General features: G+C 62.3%; 18 protein-coding genes. 10 read left to right on the forward strand and 8 right to left on the reverse strand.

The features are described 5' to 3' along the window. Positions 1 to 5 precede the first annotated feature (5 nt). From G7048_RS09900 to G7048_RS09910, 3 genes are all read left to right on the forward strand, one after another. Positions 6 to 788 (forward strand): amino acid ABC transporter permease, encoded by a 783-nt coding sequence (locus G7048_RS09900; RefSeq protein WP_166067970.1) that lies wholly within the window; start codon positions 6 to 8, stop codon positions 786 to 788. Beyond that, a complete protein-coding gene (locus tag G7048_RS09905) occupies positions 785 to 1,555 on the forward strand; it encodes an amino acid ABC transporter ATP-binding protein (protein WP_166067971.1) in 771 nt (256 codons plus the stop codon). Before G7048_RS09900 ends, G7048_RS09905 begins: the two co-directional genes overlap by 4 nt. A 247-nt stretch (positions 1,556 to 1,802) precedes the next feature. Then, on the forward strand, positions 1,803 to 2,696 hold the full coding sequence (locus tag G7048_RS09910) for a DMT family transporter (RefSeq protein WP_166067972.1): 894 nt from the start codon (positions 1,803 to 1,805) through the stop codon (positions 2,694 to 2,696). An 18-nt stretch (positions 2,697 to 2,714) separates the two neighbouring features. On the opposite strand, the gene G7048_RS09915 is transcribed toward G7048_RS09910, so the two are convergent. The 6 genes from G7048_RS09915 to G7048_RS09940 form a co-directional block, all read right to left on the reverse strand. Then, complete coding sequence (locus G7048_RS09915) at positions 2,715 to 3,086, reverse strand: hypothetical protein (protein WP_166067973.1); 372 nt, start codon at positions 3,084 to 3,086, stop codon at positions 2,715 to 2,717. Positions 3,087 to 3,103: 17 nt separating this feature from the next. Next, the gene (locus G7048_RS09920) at positions 3,104 to 3,964 is read right to left on the reverse strand and encodes a hypothetical protein (RefSeq protein ID WP_166067974.1); all 861 of its coding nucleotides are present in this window, start codon (positions 3,962 to 3,964) and stop codon (positions 3,104 to 3,106) included. A 71-nt stretch (positions 3,965 to 4,035) separates the two neighbouring features. Continuing rightward, positions 4,036 to 5,994 (reverse strand): penicillin-binding protein 2, encoded by a 1,959-nt coding sequence (gene mrdA / locus G7048_RS09925; RefSeq protein WP_166067975.1) that lies wholly within the window; start codon positions 5,992 to 5,994, stop codon positions 4,036 to 4,038. 51 nt (positions 5,995 to 6,045) lie between these two features. After that, entirely contained in the window at positions 6,046 to 6,561 is a 516-nt protein-coding gene (gene mreD / locus G7048_RS09930) for a rod shape-determining protein MreD (protein ID WP_166067976.1), read from the reverse strand. Next, positions 6,558 to 7,529 carry a rod shape-determining protein MreC gene (mreC, locus tag G7048_RS09935; RefSeq protein ID WP_166067977.1) on the reverse strand — a complete coding sequence of 324 codons (972 nt, stop codon included), beginning with the start codon at positions 7,527 to 7,529 and terminating at the stop codon, positions 6,558 to 6,560. The genes mreD and mreC overlap by 4 nt, the downstream gene beginning before the upstream one ends. Before the next feature lie 56 nt (positions 7,530 to 7,585). Continuing rightward, positions 7,586 to 8,629: a rod shape-determining protein gene (locus tag G7048_RS09940; protein ID WP_166067978.1), complete on the reverse strand. Its 1,044-nt coding sequence runs from the start codon at positions 8,627 to 8,629 to the stop codon at positions 7,586 to 7,588. 505 nt (positions 8,630 to 9,134) lie between these two features. Here G7048_RS09940 and gatC point away from each other — a divergent pair. From gatC to G7048_RS09975, 7 genes are all read left to right on the forward strand, one after another. Next, positions 9,135 to 9,434 carry an Asp-tRNA(Asn)/Glu-tRNA(Gln) amidotransferase subunit GatC gene (gene gatC / locus G7048_RS09945; RefSeq protein ID WP_166067979.1) on the forward strand — a complete coding sequence of 100 codons (300 nt, stop codon included), beginning with the start codon at positions 9,135 to 9,137 and terminating at the stop codon, positions 9,432 to 9,434. A gap of 133 nt (positions 9,435 to 9,567) precedes the next feature. Further along, complete coding sequence (gatA, locus tag G7048_RS09950) at positions 9,568 to 11,058, forward strand: Asp-tRNA(Asn)/Glu-tRNA(Gln) amidotransferase subunit GatA (protein ID WP_166067980.1); 1,491 nt, start codon at positions 9,568 to 9,570, stop codon at positions 11,056 to 11,058. Positions 11,059 to 11,082: 24 nt separating this feature from the next. Next, complete coding sequence (gatB, locus tag G7048_RS09955) at positions 11,083 to 12,537, forward strand: Asp-tRNA(Asn)/Glu-tRNA(Gln) amidotransferase subunit GatB (RefSeq protein WP_166067981.1); 1,455 nt, start codon at positions 11,083 to 11,085, stop codon at positions 12,535 to 12,537. Between the two features lie 118 nt (positions 12,538 to 12,655). Next, positions 12,656 to 13,153, forward strand: coding sequence for a YcxB family protein (locus G7048_RS09960; protein ID WP_166067982.1), 498 nt, complete (start codon positions 12,656 to 12,658; stop codon positions 13,151 to 13,153). Positions 13,154 to 13,760: 607 nt separating this feature from the next. Beyond that, complete coding sequence (locus tag G7048_RS09965) at positions 13,761 to 15,020, forward strand: molybdopterin-dependent oxidoreductase (protein WP_166067983.1); 1,260 nt, start codon at positions 13,761 to 13,763, stop codon at positions 15,018 to 15,020. A gap of 23 nt (positions 15,021 to 15,043) precedes the next feature. Continuing rightward, positions 15,044 to 15,388 carry a cytochrome c gene (locus G7048_RS09970; RefSeq protein WP_166067984.1) on the forward strand — a complete coding sequence of 115 codons (345 nt, stop codon included), beginning with the start codon at positions 15,044 to 15,046 and terminating at the stop codon, positions 15,386 to 15,388. A 365-nt stretch (positions 15,389 to 15,753) separates the two neighbouring features. Beyond that, on the forward strand, positions 15,754 to 17,913 hold the full coding sequence (locus G7048_RS09975; protein WP_166067985.1) for a bifunctional diguanylate cyclase/phosphodiesterase: 2,160 nt from the start codon (positions 15,754 to 15,756) through the stop codon (positions 17,911 to 17,913). Positions 17,914 to 17,934: 21 nt separating this feature from the next. Here G7048_RS09975 and G7048_RS09980 read toward each other — a convergent pair whose 3' ends face one another. Together G7048_RS09980 and pyrE are read right to left on the reverse strand one after the other, a co-directional pair. Next, the gene (locus tag G7048_RS09980) at positions 17,935 to 18,564 is read right to left on the reverse strand and encodes a DUF4124 domain-containing protein (RefSeq protein WP_240933230.1); all 630 of its coding nucleotides are present in this window, start codon (positions 18,562 to 18,564) and stop codon (positions 17,935 to 17,937) included. 134 nt (positions 18,565 to 18,698) lie between these two features. Then, complete coding sequence (gene pyrE / locus G7048_RS09985; protein WP_166067987.1) at positions 18,699 to 19,400, reverse strand: orotate phosphoribosyltransferase; 702 nt, start codon at positions 19,398 to 19,400, stop codon at positions 18,699 to 18,701. Positions 19,401 to 19,407 lie beyond the last annotated feature (7 nt).

Genomic DNA, 19,407 nt, shown 5'->3' on the forward strand with positions numbered 1-19,407 from the left:
ACCTCATGCTTCTTGCCCTCTGGCCCGCACACTGGAGCCGCACCCAGCGCAGCAATGCAACGCTGGTGGCGGCTTTGGTGTTGATGGTGCTGGTTCTTGCACTGCTCGGCCAGTTCCTTTCGTTTTTCCCCGAGCCCATCGGCTCCAACGCTGCTTTCTTCGCCGAAGGCGCGCTGACCACGCTGTACCTCACCATCGTGAGCGGCATCGTCGGCATCGTGCTCGGCACCGCATCGGCGCTGGCTCGCACCTCGCGCATGGCGTGGCTGCGCTGGGTCGCCGGCATCTACATCTGGGCCGTTCGCGGCACGCCGCTGCTGGTGCAGATCCTGTTCGTCTACTTCGCCCTGCCCGTGCTGGTGCCGGGCCTGAACCTGCCCGACTTTGCCGCCGCCGTCGTCGCGCTCGGCCTGAACGTGGGCGCGTACAACTCCGAGGCCATCCGTGCCGGTCTGCTGGCCGTGCCGCGCGGTCAGACCGAAGCCGCCCGTGCGCTCGGCCTGCCCAAGAGCCGCGTGTTCCTCGACGTGGTGTTTCCGCAGGCTTTCAAGATTTCGCTGCCGCCGCTGGTGAGCAACTTCGTGGCGCTGCTCAAGGATTCGTCGCTGGCCTACGCCATCGGCGTGGTCGAACTCACCAACGTGGGCAACCGCGTGCAGTCCGCCACCTTCCAGCCGGTGGAAACGCTGGTGACTGTGGCGATCACCTACCTGATCCTGACCACGCTGGTCACCCAGGTGTCGGCAGCCATCGAATACCGCTTCGACGTGGAGGGCCGCGTCAAATGAGCGACCAGCAAGCAAGCAACCAAACGCAGCAGAAGTGCTACATCGTTGCCGACAAGGTCTGCAAGTCCTTCGGCACGCACCAGGTGCTCAAGGATGTCTCGACCTCGTTCAACACCGGTGAGGTGACGGTGATCATCGGCGCATCGGGCTCTGGCAAAAGCACCTTGCTGCGCGCGATCAACCGCCTTGAACCGCACGACAGCGGCAGCATCACCATCGCCGGCGTGCCGGTGACCGACAACGAAAACACACTACAGAAACAGCGCTGCGAAGTCGGCATGGTGTTCCAGCAGTTCAACCTGTTCGGCAACATGACGGTGCTGGACAACATCACCCTCGCGCCGCGCCGCATCCGTGGCTTCTCGCGCGAGCAGGCCAACGTCAAGGCGATGCAGCTGCTGACCCGCGTGGGCCTCAAGGACCATGCGCACAAGTACCCATGGCAGCTCTCCGGCGGCCAGCAGCAGCGCGTGGCGATCGCCCGTGCGCTGGCGATGGAGCCCAAGGTCATGCTGTTCGACGAACCCACCTCGGCGCTCGACCCCGAGATGGTTCAGGAAGTGCTGGACGTGATGCGCGAACTGGCCAAGGCCGGCATGACCATGATCATCGTGACCCACGAAATGGGCTTCGCCCGCGAAGTGGCCGACCGCGTGATGTTCTTCGACCAGGGCCGCATCGCCGCCGAAGCGCCACCTGCTGAATTTTTCGGCAATCCCGCGAATGACCGCATCCGTGCGTTCATCGGGAGAATGACAAAGCACTGAAGAAGTGCGTTGGGTTTCAGACAGCGAGCCTTGCAGCGCAAGTGCCGTCTGAACCACTAGCCACAATGACGAGACAGGCCCTCAGGCTGGGCGCGAAGCCGCAGACAGTACTTCGCGTACTGGCCCAGGCTTCTGCAACAACGCATGAGGGCCTGTATCGTCATCTCAAGACGAAGACTCTCCGAGTCTGCAAAATCACCGGTTCGTCGACACATCTTCATGCTCGACGATAAAAGAATTGCTTTCTATGCGCTCCGAACGTCGCGGCCTGCTGGCCCTTTTGATCGTCACTGTTGTCTGGGGAACCACCTTCCCCGCGATGAAACTGCTGTCCAGCCACCTGGACGCCCTGCAGATCATCTGGGCCCGCTTTGCCATCGCGCTGGCCGTGCTGCTGCCGCTGTGGCCGGGCATGCGCAGCAACGAGCGCCGGTGGGGCTTGGCACTGGGCCTGCTGCTGTTCATTGCGTTCTGGTTGCAGATCGAAGGTCTCGCGCGCACCACCAGCAACCGCAACGCTTTCGTCACAGGCCTGAACGTGCTGGTCGTGCCGATTCTGGCGATGCTGGTGCTGGGCAAGCGCTACGGCCTTGCGCTGTGGGCGGCCTGCGGCATGGCGCTGTTGGGCATGACGCTGATGTTCCACGAGAACGACCCGTGGAATCTGGGCGACACACTCACACTGGCCAGCACTTTCTTCTATGCGATCTACATCCTCGCGCTGGAAGAATGCGCGCGCCGCACCGCCAAGCAACCGCTGCGCGCCACGCGCATGGCCGCCGCGCAAGCCGCCGTCATGTTCGTCTCGGCCAGCATTCTCGTCATGGTTCGCCATGGTGATGTCGAAAGCGCACTCGGCCCGCTGCTCGACATTCCGACCTCGTCGTGGATTGCGCTCGTCTACCTCGGCATCTTCGCGAGCGTGATGGTCGTGACGCTGCAGGCCTGGGGCCAGCAGCGCGTGGACGCCATGCGCAGCGCCATCATCTACGGCCTCGAACCCGTGTTCGCCGCAACCATGGGCTGGTTCCTGATCGGCGAGAGTCTGGGCCTGAACGGCCTGCTGGGCGCAGCGCTGATCGTGGGCGCGCTGATCGTGAGCCAGTTGCAGCCGCCCAAGGATGTGGCTGCTGCGGCTTGATGAGTCAATGGGGCGTTGTCAGTCTGACTGATTGGCGGGCGCAGGCGGCGCGGCTTCTTCCCAGCGCTTGTACCGCTGCCAGTCCCGCAGGTAGCGCCGCTCGACATAGATGGCTGCCAGCGCATAGACAATCCAGCAGCCGATCAGCACCATCATCGCGAGCTTGGGCAATGACATGCCGTCCTTGAGCAGAAACGCGCCAATCAACGGCAGCACCAGCCAGCCCAGCTTGCGCTCGACGGGGTGCGGGTTCTGCTGAATCTTTCCACCACATTCAGGACACACCTGAATCGCCTTCATCGGCAGAAACTTGCGCTCGCCCGGCGCGGGAACTGCACGAGCCAGTCTGCGCTTGAGCGATATGCCGCAGTGAGGGCAGTCCTGGCGCATGAGCGAATGCGTGCGGCTCAGTTGTTGGGATTGGCGCTCAGCCCCAGGTCTTCACTGGTGCAGCGGTTGGTCTGGTTCCACGTCGGAGCGGCCACCGTGTTGTTGGTGGCGCGAACGCAGACGCCCGAGAGCACGTCGCCATAGCTGCCGCGTGCGGACAGGATGCCCGCCTCGTTCACCGACAGATCGGCGAATCCATAAGGCGTGGGCGTGGCCAAGCTTTCGCCGGTGCAGACGCGGCTTCCGTTGGTCACGCGGAAAGTGCTGCCCGAAGGTACCAGCTTGCCGGAGAAAACACAGTATTCCTTGGAGCCGTCGTATTGCAGAACGGCGGAGAAATCGTCGCCGAAGACCTTCACGTTCATCAGGCCCTTGAGCGTGTCGGTGATGCCGTAGCTGCTCTCGAACATCACGGCCTGAAAGCGGTTGTTCAGGCGCGCGCGGGTGTCGTCGAAGGTGTATTTGGAGACGATTTGCGCCTTCTCGCCCGGCAGCGTGATGGTGGCGGTCGACGCGGTCGTGAAGGTCAGGCGCACCTTGCCCATGTTGCGACCGAACTCGCCGTCACGGGCCTTGCCGCCCAGAGCGCGACCGTTCTGGTACTCCACCAAGTCGGCAGAGAAGTTCTTGCCCTCGGTGATCTTGCCGGTCGCTTGGTAGAACGTGGCCGTGCCGTCTTCGCGATAGCCGTAGTAGGACACGACGAGGGCTTCGCCGCCCTGACGGTCGATCTGCAGGCCGCGCCCGGGCTTGCTGCTGGCTTCGGACGTGAAGGACCACAGGCCCGGTTGAGGCAGGGCCGCCCAGGCCGCAACGGAAAATACGACCGAAAAAGTGGCGATGCTCGCAGCCACCAGACTGCGCAAAATCTTGCTCATTGCTTCTCCATGGGGTGGCAGCCCTTGGGGTTCTGCCTTGCCCAGTATATGAAACCGACCTGTCACCATCATCAAGGCGCAGGCGGCGCGCTCGTTGGCTGAATCGGAATGTCTTCCACCTTGCGCGGTGCGCCCATGGGCGAAGTCGCCTGACCCTTGGCCACGGCGGCTAGGTCGGCCTCGCTCGGGTACTGGCCCATGAGCCAGTAGTCGAACACGCGCCGCACGATGGGACCTGCGGCGGCGGCGCCGAAACCTGCATTTTCCACGATCACGGCGACGGCGATGCGTGGCTCTTCCAAAGGCGCAAAGGCCGAGAACAGCGAATGGTCGCGTTTGTGCTCTTCGAGCAGGCGTGCGTTGTACTTGACGTTCTGGCCCATGCTCACGGCCTGCGCGGTGCCGGTCTTGCCGCCCGAGGTGTATTGGGCGCTTGCGAACAGGCGCGCGCCCGTGCCGACCTTGTTCACCAGACCCAGCGACTTGTGGATGATTTCGATGTTCTTGCGGTCGTAGCCCAGCGGCACGCCCGGCGGCTGTTCGATCTCGGTGATCTTGCCGGTGACCGAGTCCTTGGTCGCCTTGGCGATGTGCGGCGTGAAGCGCGTGCCGCCGTTGGCGAGCGTGGCCTCGGCACCAGCGAGTTGCAGGATGGTGAAGTTGTTGTAGCCCTGACCAATGCCCAACGACACGGTTTCGCCCGAATACCAGCGCTTCATCTCGGGACGCTTGTAGGTGTTGCGCTTCCACTCGGTGCTGGGCAGGGTGCCGCGCACTTCGCCGTTCATGTCGACTCCGGTGATCTGGCCAAAGCCGAGCGGCTTCATGAAGTCGTGGATCATGTCCACGCCCATGTCCACGGCGAGCGAATAGAAATACGTGTTGCTCGAATGCTGGATGGCGCGGTACATGTCCACGCCGCCCAGACCGCCTTCGTGGCTGCGGAAGGTGCGGCCGCCATAGTTGAAGAAGCCGGGGTCGTTGTAGACCTGCGTGGGCGAGCGCTTGTTGAGCTGCAACGCGGCCAGCCCCATGAACGGCTTGTAGGTGGAGCCCGGCGGGTAGGTGCCGCGCAGTGCGCGATTGAGCAGTGGCTTGTTGATCGATTCGTTGAGCGCTGCCCAGTTTTCCTGGTCGATGCCTTCGACGAACAGGTTCGGGTCGAAGGTCGGTTTGCTCACCATCGCCAGAATCTCGCCGTTGCGCGGGTCCATGGCGACCAGCGCGCCGCGGCGGTCGCCGAACATTTCCTCGATGAGCTTTTGCAGCTTGATGTCCACCGACAGCATCACCGTGTCGCCGGGGGTGGCGGAGTAGCTTGCCAGGCGGCGGATCGCGTGGCCGCCCGCCGAAGTTTCGAGGCGCTCCACGCCGGTGTGGCCGTGCAGCGTCTTTTCGTAGGAAGACTCCACGCCGAGCTTGCCGATGTAGTCGGTGCCGCGGTAGTTGGCCGCGTCGTCGGAGTCCTCGATGCGCTCCTTCTCGCGCTGGTTGATGCGGCCGATGTAGCCGATCAGATGCGCGCCGGTTTCGCCGAGCGGATAGTTGCGGAACAGACGGGCCTTGATGTCCACACCCGGAAAGCGATAACGCTGCGCCGCAAAGCGAGCGACTTCCTCGTCGGTCAGGCGGGTGCGGATCGGAATCGACTCGAAGCTCTTGGAGTCTTCCATCAGCCGCTTGAACTTGCGACGATCGCGCGCACCGATCTCGATGATCTGACTCAGATCTTCAATGGTGTCTTCGAGATTGCGCACCTTGGCGCGGGTGATTTCGAGCGTGTAGGCCGAATAGTTCGAGGCCAGCAGCACGCCGTTGCGGTCGAGGATCAGACCGCGATTGGGCACGATCGGAACGACCGCCGTGCGGTTGCTTTCGGCCTGTTCGGCCAGATCATCGTGGCGCGCGACCTGCAGCACGATCAGGCGCGCGACGATCAGGCAGAACGCCAGCATCACCACAAAGCCGACGACGATCACCCGCAACTTGAAGCGGGAGACATCGGCCTCCACATTTCGCAGTTCAGTCATGATGAGCGTCGCAGTCCATTGAGGGCCAACGGGAAATAACGTGCCGCCGCGTCACAGCGGACGGTTCTCGTCCGGGTCCGGCGGGCGCCGCTGGGGAGCCAGCAGAATCCAGGAAGCGAACGGCCACAGTACCGCTTCCAGCGCAGGTGCAATCAGACCTTCGATCCCCGGCAAAGTTCCACCGGAGATCAGGCGCAGCAACAACTCGATGGCATGCGCGCCCACGAACAGCGGCACCATCTGGAGCGCCTGCAGCCACACATTGAACCACAACATGCGGCGGCTGGACATTTGCGCGGCGAACATCAGCAGGCAGTACACCAGCGCGTGCTGGCCCATGAGCGCGGACTGGCTCACATCCATGCACAGGCCAAGGATGAAGGCCACACTCATGCCCACGCGCTGCGGCTGGTGAATGCCCCAGAAGGCGAGCAGCACCATGAGCCAGTCGGGCGTCCACACCACGCGACCGAGCGGCAGAATGTTGACTGCCAGCCCCACGAGGAAGCTGACCACGATGAACACCGGGCTGACCGGAAGCAGCAGCTGCTGGCCCTTGGGCATCATGGCCGTGCTCCTTCGGGACGTCTGCCGGGCAGGTCCTTGGTCTTGGCAGGCTTGTCGACCTTGCCGGATTTCGGTGCAGGCACCTCGGCCTCGACCTCGGCACGCACGCCGTCGGTGAGTGGCTGCAGCACCGTCACATATTGCGCGCCCGACATCTGCGCGAGTGGCTCGCAGTAGATGCGCGAGAACGACGAATCAGCGCGTTTTTCCACCTTGATGACCTTGGCCACGGGCAGGCCCGACTGGTAGACGCCGTCCATGCCGCTGGTGCTGAGCATGTCGCCTTCCTGCACGTCGGCATTGCTGGGCATGAAGCGCAGCTCCATGCCGCCGCCATGCAGCATCACGGGATCGCCATAGGCCACGCCGCGCGCGCCGGTGCGCATGTTGCGAACGGGAATCGCCTGATCGCGGTCGATCAGCAAGGTGACTTCGGACGACAGCGGAAACACCCGCGTGACCTGGCCAAGCACGCCGGACGCGTCGATCACCGGCGAGCCCGGCAGCACGCCTGCCACCTGCCCCCGGTCTATCACCACGCGGCGCGTGTAGGGATCGGCGGCGTCATAGATCACCTGCGCCGCCATGCCCGGAGCCTTGACGCGATCACGCAGTTCCAGTTGCTGGCGCAGTTGGGCGTTTTCCTGCAGCAGCAGCTCGACCTGATTGGCCTGCTGCGACATCGCCGCCATGCGGGACTGGGCCTCGTCGCGGCCCTTTTGCGCATCTTCCAGCGTCTGGAAGTAGCCTGCGCCGCCGCGTGCGAACTCCACCGGCTTGAGCATCAGCCACTGAATGGGCATGAGCACCGTGCCAATGCCCTTGCGAACCGGTTCGGTGACGTGAAAACGCGCATCCGCCACCATCAAAAACAGCGCCAAGGCGCTGTAGAAAGTCAGGCGAGCGAGGGGGGAGGGACCATGCTTGAAAAGCGATGGCGCCTTTCGGTCAAGCGTGCCTAGTGGCATGACCTGCTCCGTGCTCCTGCGCTTTCAGCCACCGCCACGCTCGACCACTCTTTCGATCACTCGTTGGTGAAGATGCCGCCATGGCGGTCCATGCGCTCCAGCGCAATACCGCAGCCGCGCACCACGCAGGTCAGCGGCTCTTCGGCGACCAGCACCGGCAGACCGGTTTCCTCGGCCAGCAGGCGATCCAGATCGCGCAGCAGCGCGCCGCCGCCGGTCAGCATCATGCCGCGCTCGGCAATGTCGGCACCCAGTTCGGGAGGCGTCTGTTCCAGCGCGTTCTTCACAGCGGAGACGATCTGGTTGAGCGGCTCGGTGAGCGCTTCCAGCACTTCGTTGCTGGAGATGGTGAAGCTGCGGGGCACGCCTTCGGAGAGGTTGCGGCCCTTGACTTCCATTTCCTTGACTTCGGAGCCGGGGAATGCGGAGCCGATGTTCTTCTTGATGGCTTCGGCCGTTGGCTCGCCGATCAACATGCCGTAGTTGCGGCGGATGTAGTTGATGATGGCTTCGTCGAACTTGTCGCCACCCACGCGCACGGAACCCTTGTAGACCATGCCGCCCAGCGAGATCACGCCCACTTCGGTCGTGCCGCCGCCGATGTCCACCACCATGGAGCCGGAAGCTTCGGAGACCGGCAGGCCCGCGCCGATGCCGGCTGCCATGGGTTCTTCGATCAGGTCCACGCTGGTCGCGCCAGCCGCTTCGGCCGCGTCGCGAATCGCACGGCGTTCCACCTGGGTGGAGCCGCAGGGCACGCAGATGATGATGCGCGGGCTGGGCGTGAGCACCGAGCGCGGATGCACCATCTTGATGAACTGCTTGATCATGTTTTCGGTGATCACGAAGTCCGCGATCACGCCGTCCTTCATCGGACGGATGGCTTCGATGTTGCCGGGCACCTTGCCGAGCATGGCCTTGGCTTCCCGACCGACCGCCTGAATCACCTTCTTGCCGTGAGGCCCGCCCTCGTGACGGATGGCCACCACGGACGGTTCGTCCAGAACAATGCCTTTGTCACGAGCGAAAATCAAGGTATTGGCTGTACCGAGATCGATGGCGAGGTCGGTGGAGAAATACCGACGGAAAGCTCCGAACATTCAAGAATCCTCTCAGGCACGGCAAGCACATCGGCGTGTCGTCGCCAGGAAATACGGGGTGGAATTGGCCTTTTTCGCACACTGACCAACAGTGCGGAGAGTATTGCGGCAAAGCCGGAATAATACCGCATCACCTGTGAATAACTTCTGTCGAAACTGCTCCGAACTGAGGTTTACACACAGTTTCTTTGCAGATATTGCCTCCAGAAGTTGTCATCAATTGTTTCAGGCAGCCAGCAGACGCGCCACAGGAGCCAATCGGGCTATTTCATGCGCAAAACCAAAGACCGCACTGGTCGCCTGAAGTTCCCATCGATTCCCTGCTGACTCGCGGGTTTGTCCGGGGTACCAAAGCGGCCTTGGAAGCGGTGCCTGCCGCTCTCGCGTGCAAAGGCGGGATAATAGACAGCTTCCCCTACACGCATCCGTCGTCTGGCTATTGCCCCTGGCAGCCGGACCACCCGATGCCCGGGTCGATTTCCTTCACGGATCCTCACAGATTTCTATGGCACTGACACACGACGACATTGCCCGCATTGCCAATCTGGCGCGGCTGGAACTCAACGCAAACGAGAGTGAGCGCATGCTCTCTGGCCTCAATCAGTTCTTTGAAGTGGTCGAGCAGATCAGCGCCGTCGATACCACCGGCATCACGCCCCTCTCGCATCCCGTGGCCGCCATCAAGGAAATCGAGCTGCGCCTGCGCGACGACGTGGTCAGCGAGCCCAACAACCGCGAAGCCAACCAGAAGAGCGCTCCGGCTGTGGAAAAGGGCTACTTCCTGGTGCCCAAGGTCATCGAGTAAGGCGCTGATGCCTTGCTCCCTCTTCTGCTTGACGGGAGAGGGCTGGAGTGAGGGTGACTTCACTCCGCGATTCGGGCCAGACTGCCCATCCGGTCCAGCCCAGCAAAGAACAAATGAGAAGAGAAAGCAAGTAATGAGTACTTCTTCCACCGATCTGCACGACCTGAGCCTCGCGCAACTGGCCGCCAAACTGAAAAGCCGCGAAGTGTCCTCCGTCGAGACCGCACAGCATTTCCTCGCCCGCGCCAAGGCGCAGAGCGATCTGGGCGCATTCGTCCACATCAACGAAGACGTGACGCTGGCCCAGGCCAAGGCCGCCGACGCAGCGATTGCCGCTGGCACCAACGCCAAACTGGCCGGTGTGCCCATCGCCCACAAGGACCTGTTCGTCACCAAGGAATTCCCGACGACGGCTGGCTCCAAGATGCTCGCCGGTTACCAGTCGCCCTTCGACGCGACCATGGTCACCAAGTTGGCCGAAGCGGGCTGCGTCACCCTCGGCAAGCTCAACATGGACGAGTTCGCCATGGGCTCGGCCAACGAGAACTCCGCCATCGGCAAGGTGCTGAATCCTTGGGACAAGACCCGCGTTCCGGGCGGCTCATCCGGCGGCTCCGCAGCGGCGATTGCGGCACGCATCGCGCCCGGTGCCACTGGCACCGACACGGGCGGCTCGATCCGCCAGCCCGCATCGTTCTGCGGCATCACCGGCATCAAGCCGACGTATGGCCGCGCGAGCCGCTACGGCATGATCGCGTTCGCGTCCAGCCTCGACCAGGCAGGCCCGATGGCCAAGACCGCCGAAGACTGCGCACTGATGCTCAGCGCCATGTGCGGCCCCGATGCGGATCGCGATTCCACCAGCCTCGACACGCCCGCCGAAGACTTCACGCTCAAGCTGAACGATTCGCTCGCCGGTCTGCGCATCGGCATCCCCAAGGAATTCTTTGGCGATGGCCTGTCCGCCGACGTGCGCGCCGCGATTGACGGCACTTTGAAGGAGTACGAAAAGCTCGGCGCAAAACTGGTTCCGATCACGCTGCCGCGCACCGAACTCTCGATCCCGGTGTACTACATCATCGCGCCAGCGGAAGCGTCGTCCAACCTCTCGCGCTTTGACGGCGTGAAGTTCGGCCACCGCGCCAAGGACTACACCGACCTGCTCGACATGTACAAGAAGACCCGCGCCGAAGGCTTTGGCGACGAGGTCAAGCGCCGCATCATGATCGGCGCGTATGTGCTGAGTCACGGCTACTACGACGCGTACTACCTGCAGGCACAGAAGATCCGCCGCATGATCGCCGACGACTTCCAGGCCGCGTTCAAGGAATGCGACATCATCGCCGGCCCTACCGCACCAACGGTGGCTTGGGCGCTGGGCGGCAAGAGCGACCCGCTCGCTGCCTATCTCGCGGACATCTACACACTGCCCGCATCGCTTGCAGGCTTGCCGGGCATGAGCGTGCCCGCCGGTTTTGCGACATCGGCAGAAGGTGGCGGCATGCCCGTCGGCCTGCAACTCATCGGCAATTACTTCGGCGAAGCCAAGCTGCTCAACGCAGCGCACCAACTGCAGCAGGCGACGGATTTCCATCTGCGCCAACCCACTGCCGTGGCCAAGTAAATCAGCGCGAAGGAACACAAGAACATGACCGAAAAGACCATCAAGCTGATCAACGGCTACGAAGTGGTGATTGGCTTTGAAACCCACGCCCAGCTCGCCACTAACAGCAAGATCTTCAGCCGCGCCAGCACCGCTTTCGGTGCCGAGCCCAACACGCAAGCCTGCCCCGTGGACCTGGCGCTGCCCGGCACGCTGCCGGTGATGAACAAGAAGGCCGTGGAATGCGCCATCAAGCTGGGCCTCGCGCTCGGCTCGCACATCGCGCCCGTGAGCATCTTTGCGCGCAAGAACTATTTCTACCCCGATCTGCCCAAGGGCTACCAGATCAGCCAGTTTGAAATCCCGGTCGTGCAAGGCGGCACCGTGAGCTTCTTTGTGGGCGAAGACAAGCGCACCGTGCGCCTTGTTCGCGCCCACCTGGAAGAAGACGCGGGCAAGTCGGTGCACGACGAATTCATCGGCCAATCCGGCATCGACCTGAACCGCGCTGGCACGCCGCTGCTGGAGATCGTGACCGAGCCCGACATGAGCAGCACCGAAGAAGCCGTGGCCTATGCCAAGGAATTGCACAAGATCGTCACGTGGATCGGCATCTGCGACGGCAACATGCAGGAAGGCTCTTTCCGCTGCGACGCCAACGTGTCGGTGCGCAAGCCCGGCCAGCCACTCGGCACCCGCCGCGAGATCAAGAACCTGAACTCGTTCAAGAACATGCAGATCGCCATCGATTACGAAATCCGCTGGCAGATCGAAGAAATCGAAGACGGCCGCAAGATCCAACAAGCGACCGTGCTCTTCAACCCCGACACCGGCGAAACCCGCGCCATGCGCACCAAGGAAGACAGCGCCGATTACCGCTACTTCCCCGATCCCGATCTGCCACCGCTGCATGTGGCTGCCGAATGGGTGGAAAAGGTCAAGGGCGAAATGCCCGAGCTGCCACGCCACCGCGCGGATCGCTTTGTGGAGCAATACGGCTTGCCCGAGTACGACGCGACCACGCTCACCCAAAGCCAGGGCATGGCCGATTACTTCGAAGCCGCAGCCAAAGTGTGCGAGCAGCCCAAGCTGGCCTCCAACTGGGTGATGGGCGAGATTTCGCGTCGCCTGAATCTGGAAGAAATCAGCATCGACCAGGTGAAGGTGCCAGCCGCGCAACTGGGCGCGCTGATCAAGCGCATTCAAGACGGCACGATCAGCAACAACGCCGCCAAGCAAGTGTTTGAAGTGCTGTGGACCGGCGAAGGCTCCGACGTCGACGCCGTGATCGAGGCCAAGGGCCTGAAGCAGATGAACGACACCGGCGCACTCGAAAAGATCATCGACGAGGTGATCGCTGCCAACCCGGGCAACGTCGAGCAGTACAAGGCCGGCAAGGACAAGGCGTTCAACGCGCTGGTCGGTCAGGTGATGAAGGCATCCAAGGGCAAGGCCAATCCTGGCCAGGTGAACGAGCTGCTCAAGTCCAAGCTGGCTTGAGCTTTGGTTGGTTTTGTTGAGTGTGCTGGCCAGGTCTCGCCCCGGCCAGCAGCCCACAAAAGGCATCCCGAACAGCATCAGGCATCATCCGGCAAAAGACACAAAGCGGACGCATGCCATGCAGCAACCCATCACCTACCTGATCAGCGAAGCCGATTACCTCGCCGCACAGCGCGTCCACATGCGCAACCCGCGAGGCTGGACAAGAGCGATCTGGCCGCTGGTTGCCATCTTGGGATTGTTCTTCCTGATCGTGGGCATCCACCAAAAAAGCTGGCCGCTGAGCATCCTCGGCATTTTCTATGGCACGGTGAAATGGTGGACCACCAAGCTCATCAACGAGCCTCTGGCCCGTCGCAATTACCGCAAATATCCTGCCATTCACGCAGAGCAGACGCTCAGGCTGAAAGAGGATGGTTCAGGCGTTCTCTTGAGTTCGAGCCTCGGCGAAACCAATCTCGTCTGGCCTCTCGTCACGCGCTGGCTGGAAGACGAGAACTATCTGCTGATGTACTTGCAGCCTCGTCTGTTCTTCATTGTGCCGAAGCGGGCTGATCCGCAAGGGGTGGTTCTTTTGGCTTTGCGGGGGTTGTTGGCTGAGCATGTGAAGGGGTGATTTTTCTTTTGCTCGGATGTTGATTTCGGGTGCCGGGTCTCGCCCCGGCGGGCGAGTAACTTTTTGCTTGCGCCAAAAAGTCACCAAAAATCGCTTTTCAATACCCGCAGCAGAACTCACTTTGCGACTTCGTCGCTCCGTTCGGGCAACCGCCGCGAGTCAGTGTTTTCATAAGAGGTGTGTCACGGCACTTCGCGTTGCTCGTGCTGCATCTCGCGACGACGCGAGATGCCTAGGTGCAAGCCGCATGACGAATTGAATTTCTGCTCAAGCGTCAGCCTTTTTTCCGTCGCGATACTCGCGCTTCCGCAGTTGCACCGCAGAGTGCAACTGCGCCCTCCCCAGCTTTTGATCTGACTCACGATAGTTGTCCGAACGGAGCGCCTACGGCGCAAAGTGAGTTCTATCGTGTGCCCCCGTATTCAAAGCGCTTTTTGGTGACTTTTTGGCGCAAGCAAAAAGTTACTCGCCCGCCGGGGCGAACTCCCGGCAACCCAACCTTCAACTCATCCAACCGCTCAGCATGAGCGAAAGTTTGAGCGGCACAGCTTGATTCGCATCAAGATACTCGCATCTCCGAAAACCATTCCAACACCGGAGATCCGCGATGACAGTTCACCGCCAGTCGGTTGCGAGCGAGCGCCGCAAGCTGCTCAAGACGCTGGGCGCTGCCAGTGCAGGCGCAGGCTTGCTCACCAGCCCCACCATGCGTGCCTGGGCCGCCGACCAGCCAAGCACCCCCAAGACCATCACCCTGCCCTTCGCCAATGGCGAACGCGAGATGGTGACGTTTCCGCAGAAGCGTCCATTGATCCTGCAGACCAGCCGTCCGCCGCAGTTGGAGACTCCCTTCGAGGTGTTCAACGAAGGGCTGCTCACGCCCAATGACGCGTTTTTCGTGCGCTATCACTGGAGCGGCATTCCTACCGACATCAAGGCCGAGGAGTTCCGCCTGAAGATTTCCGGGCTGGTCGATACGGCGCTGGAGTTGTCGCTGGACGAGTTGAAGAAGCTGGGCGAGCCGGTCAGTCTGGTCGCTGCGCACCAATGCTCGGGCAACAGCCGCGGGTTCTTCGAGCCACGTGCCAATGGTGGGCAACTGGGCAATGGCGCGATGGGCAATGCGAAGTGGACCGGCGTTCCGCTCAAGCGCGTGCTGGAGAAAGCGGGCGTGAAGAAGGGTGCCGTGCAGGTGAGCTTCAACGGTATGGACAAGCCACCCATCGACGGTGGGCCGGACTTCGTGAAGGCGCTGGACATCGACCATGCGTTGGATGGCGAGGTGATGCTGGCCTGGGCGATGAACGACAAGGATCTTCCCATGCTCAACGGCTATCCGCTGCGCCTCATCGTGCCGGGTCACTACGGCACTTACTGGGTCAAGCATGTGAACGACATCCAGGTGCTGGACAAGATGTTCGACGGTTTCTGGATGGCGACGGCCTATCGCATTCCTGCCAACGGCTGCGCCTGCACTCCGACGGGCAAGGGGCCGACGAAGACGGTGCCGATCAACCGCTTCAACACGCGTTCGTTCATCACCAGCGTTCAGGAGGGTGCCAAGCTCAAGGTGGGCAAGGAGATCGTGCTGCGCGGCATTGCGTTCGATGGTGGACAGGGGATTGCCGAGGTGTCTGTGTCGGTCGATGGCGGCAAGACCTGGCAGGCGGCCAAGCTGGGCGAGGAGCTGAGCAGGTACTCGTTCCGCGAATGGAAAGCTGCTTTCAAGCCGACGAAGAAGGGCGACTACGAACTCAAGGTACGTGCCGTCAATCGTGCAGGACAAGGGCAGCCGCTGGAGGCGCTGTGGAATCCCGCCGGCTACATGCGCAATGTGGTGGAAACCGTGCGTGTGACCGCCGCGTGAGCACGATGAGGAGCAATACAACCATGTTCAAGACCACGACCCGCGTTCTCGCCATCACCGCAGCCATGTGTCTGAGCGCCCATTCGGCTCAGGCGCTCGAAATCGATCTGCCCGGCGAAACCGCGCTCTACAAGGAAAGCAGCCTGCCCGGCTACTCGCTCACGCTGCAGAACTGCCTGATGTGCCATTCGGCGCAGTATGTGCAGTACCAGCCCAGGTCATCGCCTCGCAGCTATTGGGAGGCAACTGTCAAGAAAATGAAACATCCGTTCGGCGCGCCCTTCGCCGAAAGCGACGTTCCCGCGATGGTGGACTACCTCACCAAGACCTATGGTGCGGAGAGTTCTGCGGCCACCGCAGTGAAGTAAACAAGCTTTCGACACCCGACAATGGACGGCCTTCTGCAGCGCGCAGAGGGCCGTTTTTCGTTGCAGCAGCGCAGAAATGTCATCAAATCGCCACGCCCCATCCTGCAATCGGGTTGTCCATTCGATCTTCCTGCTTCGCTTTTTGGACTGCCTCGTCTACATTTCCTGATCGGTAAAAAAAGAGTGCGTTCGATAGTTTTGCGAATGAACAGCAGGTTCAAAGTGCGTCAAAAAAATTACATAATCAATTGATCTTTGTTGATCAATAGTAGATTTCAAAATAACATGCATTGAGCCAATGTGGCCGACGTCAGTCACTTTCTCGCCTGCATTCGCTCAGAACTCCTAGCCATAGAAAGCCAGTCATGGGCCAGCCAACTCAACTCAAGTCAGTCATCGGAGGGAAGAAAGCCATGCGGGGGGTGCCATCGCCCGTCGCGGCGGCCGATGAGGGCACGGCAAAGCTCATGCGCAAGGCCGTGGACTCGCTGCCCTGTCTGGTCTGGATGGGCGCTGGCAAGGATCAGGCTGGCTGGGCCAACGCGGCGTGGCGCGAGTTCACCGGCATGGAGTCGTCGAACTGGCTGCATGCGGTGCATCCCGAGAGCGTCGATCGCATGCAGCGGCTGTGGGACGAGGCGCTGGCGAGCAAGGTGGGATTTCAGGAAGAGGTGCGACTGCGCGACCGCGACGGAAATTTCCGCTGGTTTCTGGTGGCGGTGCTGTTTCGCGAGACCCCGGACGATGCCCAGACGCAGGCCTGTCTGAACGCCACCGACGTGCACGAGCGCATTCTCGCGCGCCAGTCGCTGATCCGCAATCTGGGCATGCAGGAGAAGATGCTGGATGCGAGCGTGGACTGCATCAAGATCGTGAACCCGGACGGCACGCTCGCGCACATGAATCTCTCGGGCTGCAAGGCGCTGGGCGTGTCGCCCGATTCCGGCTTCGGAATGAAGTGGCTCGAGCTGCTGCCACCTGAAATCCACGCCGCTGGCCTGCGCGCCTTCCGCCAGGCACTGCGCGGCAGCAATGCGCGGTTTTCCGGCAAGAGCGTGGTGCCGGGCAAGCCCGCGCAGTACTGGGACAACATCCTCACGCCGGTGCTCGACGACAACGGCAAGACGATGAGCATTCTCTGCGTCTCGCGCGATGTGACGCAGCAGCAGCTTGCCGAGGAGCGCCTTCGCCGAGCCAATGAATTCGACGAACTGACCGAGCTGCCCAACCGCCGCGCGTTCAAGGAAGAACTGCGCCCAACCCTGCTGCGCGCCCGCGAGAAGGGCAGTGGCGCGCTGCTGATGCTGATCGACCTGGACCACTTCAAGCACCTGAACGACACGCTGGGCCACGCGGCGGGCGACCATCTGCTGCAGGTGATGGCGCGCCGCATTCAGAGCTGCCTGCCCGACTCCTCCTACGTGGCGCGCATCGGCGGCGACGAGTTCGCCATCATCGTGCCGGATGTGAAGGACGACAACGCCATCATGCGCGTCGCCCACAAGGTGGTGCTGCAGCTCGACCCGCCGATCAACTACGCCAGCAAGCGCATCAACGGCAGCATGAGCGTCGGCTGCGCGCTGTACCCGCGCGACGCCCGCGATCCGATGGTGCTGCTCAGCCATGCCGACGCGGCGCTCAACGACATCAAGGTCAATGGCCGGGGCGGCGTGCGCATCTTCAGTCCAGAAATCATGCAGCCGCTCGAAGACGCGGCCGTGCAGATGGAGCAGGCGCGCCGCATTCTGCGCGACGGCACGGTGCGCGCGCACTACCAGCCCAAGGTGCGGCTGCTGGACCGCAAGCTGGTGGGCGTCGAGGCGCTGCTGCGTTCGCAGGACGTCGAACATGGCGGCCTGCAGATGCCCGGCACCGTGCAGGCGGCCTTTCTCAACTACGACCTGGCCACGCGCATTGCGGATGCCCTGCGTGCCAAGGTGTTCGCCGATCTGGTGACCTGGCAACGAGCCGGGTTGCAGGTGGTGCCGGTGTCGCTCAACGCGGCTCCGGTCGAGTTCATGCGCGACAACTACGCCGAGCGCCTGCTCAAGCAGTTGGAGAAGGCGTGTGTCGATCCCGCGCTGATCGAACTGGAAGTGACCGAGCAGACGCTGGACGAGCGCGGCGCAAAGTTCGTGACACGTGCGCTGCTGCAGCTCAAGCAGGCAGGCATCCGCGTGGCGCTCGACGATTTCGGCACCGGCCATTCGTCGCTCACCCGGCTGCGCAATTTCCCCGTGGACTGCCTCAAGATCGATTCGAATCTGGTGGGCAATTTCGGCAGCGATCCGGCGATCACCGCCGTGGTCCATGCGATTGGCCGCATCGGCGCGGACCTGTCGCTGGAACTGGTGGCCGAGGGAATCGAGACGGAAAAGCAGAGTCAGGCACTGCTGAGCGCCGGTTATGAAATCGGCCAGGGCCATCTCTTCAGCCGCGCCGTGAGCGCCGACGCGATCGCCACACTGCTGGCCAACGAGCAGGCCGTCTGGGAGCCCAGCAGCCGTCAGGTGTCCGCAGCCTGATCCAGCAATCGGAAAGCGCCCTCAGCGGGCCCCGGATGCGGGCTTGGCCGCTGCCGCACTGGTGGGCGTGCCCGCCGCCGTTGCCGCCGCGTTGCCTGCCGCCGCGCGCTCTGCAGCCCACAGTTCCTTGAGTTGCGCCAGCTCGGCGTCATAGCGCTGCTGCACCCTGCGCTTTTCTTCCTGCTGCGTGACGATGTAGCGTTGCTGCTCGGCGATGTCTTCCTCGTTGTCCGCAATGCGGCGCTGCACCTTGGCGGGCGCCTTCTTGGGATCGTTCTGGTAGAACTCGAGTTCGGTGTTGATGGCCGCACGATCGACGCGCAACTGCTCGATGCGCTTGTAGGCAATCTGGATCAGATCGTTGAACACCGCCACCGCCGTCACACGCTCGGCGTTGTGCGTGGCTTCGTCGGGGAAACGGGTGATCAGCGCACGGTCGCGGCGGCGCTGGTCGGCCACCTTGGCCTTTTGCTCGGCATCGACGCGGCGCTGCGCCTCGGCGGCCACTCGCTCGTTCTCGGTCAGCGTGGGGCCGATGCGGCGGCGCTCGGTGCCGGTCTTGTCGAGCACGCGCTGCTCGCGGTCGATGCATTCGGGAATGGGACGGTCAGCCGTGATGCGTCGGCCATTTTTGTCAACACAGGAGTACACGGCATTCTGCGCAGTTGCCGGAGCAACCACACACAAAATGCCGATGACAGCCAGAACACCCGGGATAAGTTGACTTGCGGCCGCTTTCAATCCGTCCCCTTCTTCATTGCCTCTTGCCTAGACCTGGAAATGGTTCAAAGATCGCTGACGCCGTATCGCTCACGGTATGCCAGCACCCGCTCGTGATGCGACTTCATCTCGTCGCCACCACCACTTGCCGCCAGATACTGCAATAAGTCTGCCAACTTTGCGATAGTGCATACCTGCATGCCGAGCGTGTTGCGCACGTACTGCACAGCACTGTGGTCCACATCGCGGCCATTCTCGGTGGCTTTCTCCTGACGGTCCAGCGCAATCGCGATGGCGTGTGGCGTGGCCCCCGCAGCGTTGATCAGGGCGATGGATTCGCGTGCAGCCGTGCCAGCCGACATCACGTCGTCGATGATCAGCACACGGCCCTTGAGCGGCGCGCCCACCAGCGTGCCGCCTTCGCCGTGGTCCTTGGCTTCCTTGCGGTTGTAGGCAAACGGCACATTGCGGCCTTGGCGCGCCAGCTCGACGGCCACGGTCGCCGCCAGCGGGATGCCCTTGTAGGCCGGACCAAAGACCATGTCGAACTCCATGCCACTGGCCAGAATGGCTTTTGCATAGAATTCGGCGAGGCGGCCCATTTTTGCGCCATCATCGAACAGCCCCGCATTGAAGAAGTAGGGGCTCATCCGCCCGGCCTTGGTTTTGAATTCTCCAAAGCGCAATACGCCGGATTCCACCGCGAATTGCACGAAATCCAGCGCCAGTTGGGATTGTTGTGCCGTTTGATCGCTCTTGCTCACCATGAATTCT

This window comes from Diaphorobacter sp. HDW4B (assembly GCF_011305535.1).
Lineage (GTDB): Bacteria > Pseudomonadota > Gammaproteobacteria > Burkholderiales > Burkholderiaceae_C > Diaphorobacter_A.

Excerpts from the sequence above, each read along its gene's own strand:
- G7048_RS09900 (WP_166067970.1), top strand. The coding sequence starts at position 6 with ATGCTTCTTGCCCTCTGGCCCGCACACTGGAGCCGCACCCAGCGCAGC.
- G7048_RS09905 (WP_166067971.1), top strand. The coding sequence starts at position 785 with ATGAGCGACCAGCAAGCAAGCAACCAAACGCAGCAGAAGTGCTACATC.
- G7048_RS09910 (WP_166067972.1), top strand. The coding sequence starts at position 1,803 with ATGCGCTCCGAACGTCGCGGCCTGCTGGCCCTTTTGATCGTCACTGTT.
- G7048_RS09915 (WP_166067973.1), bottom strand. The coding sequence starts at position 3,086 with ATGCGCCAGGACTGCCCTCACTGCGGCATATCGCTCAAGCGCAGACTG.
- G7048_RS09920 (WP_166067974.1), bottom strand. The coding sequence starts at position 3,964 with ATGAGCAAGATTTTGCGCAGTCTGGTGGCTGCGAGCATCGCCACTTTT.
- mrdA (WP_166067975.1), bottom strand. The coding sequence starts at position 5,994 with ATGACTGAACTGCGAAATGTGGAGGCCGATGTCTCCCGCTTCAAGTTG.
- mreD (WP_166067976.1), bottom strand. The coding sequence starts at position 6,561 with ATGATGCCCAAGGGCCAGCAGCTGCTGCTTCCGGTCAGCCCGGTGTTC.
- mreC (WP_166067977.1), bottom strand. The coding sequence starts at position 7,529 with ATGCCACTAGGCACGCTTGACCGAAAGGCGCCATCGCTTTTCAAGCAT.
- G7048_RS09940 (WP_166067978.1), bottom strand. The coding sequence starts at position 8,629 with ATGTTCGGAGCTTTCCGTCGGTATTTCTCCACCGACCTCGCCATCGAT.
- gatC (WP_166067979.1), top strand. The coding sequence starts at position 9,135 with ATGGCACTGACACACGACGACATTGCCCGCATTGCCAATCTGGCGCGG.
- gatA (WP_166067980.1), top strand. The coding sequence starts at position 9,568 with ATGAGTACTTCTTCCACCGATCTGCACGACCTGAGCCTCGCGCAACTG.
- gatB (WP_166067981.1), top strand. The coding sequence starts at position 11,083 with ATGACCGAAAAGACCATCAAGCTGATCAACGGCTACGAAGTGGTGATT.
- G7048_RS09960 (WP_166067982.1), top strand. The coding sequence starts at position 12,656 with ATGCAGCAACCCATCACCTACCTGATCAGCGAAGCCGATTACCTCGCC.
- G7048_RS09965 (WP_166067983.1), top strand. The coding sequence starts at position 13,761 with ATGACAGTTCACCGCCAGTCGGTTGCGAGCGAGCGCCGCAAGCTGCTC.
- G7048_RS09970 (WP_166067984.1), top strand. The coding sequence starts at position 15,044 with ATGTTCAAGACCACGACCCGCGTTCTCGCCATCACCGCAGCCATGTGT.
- G7048_RS09975 (WP_166067985.1), top strand. The coding sequence starts at position 15,754 with ATGGGCCAGCCAACTCAACTCAAGTCAGTCATCGGAGGGAAGAAAGCC.
- pyrE (WP_166067987.1), bottom strand. The coding sequence starts at position 19,400 with ATGGTGAGCAAGAGCGATCAAACGGCACAACAATCCCAACTGGCGCTG.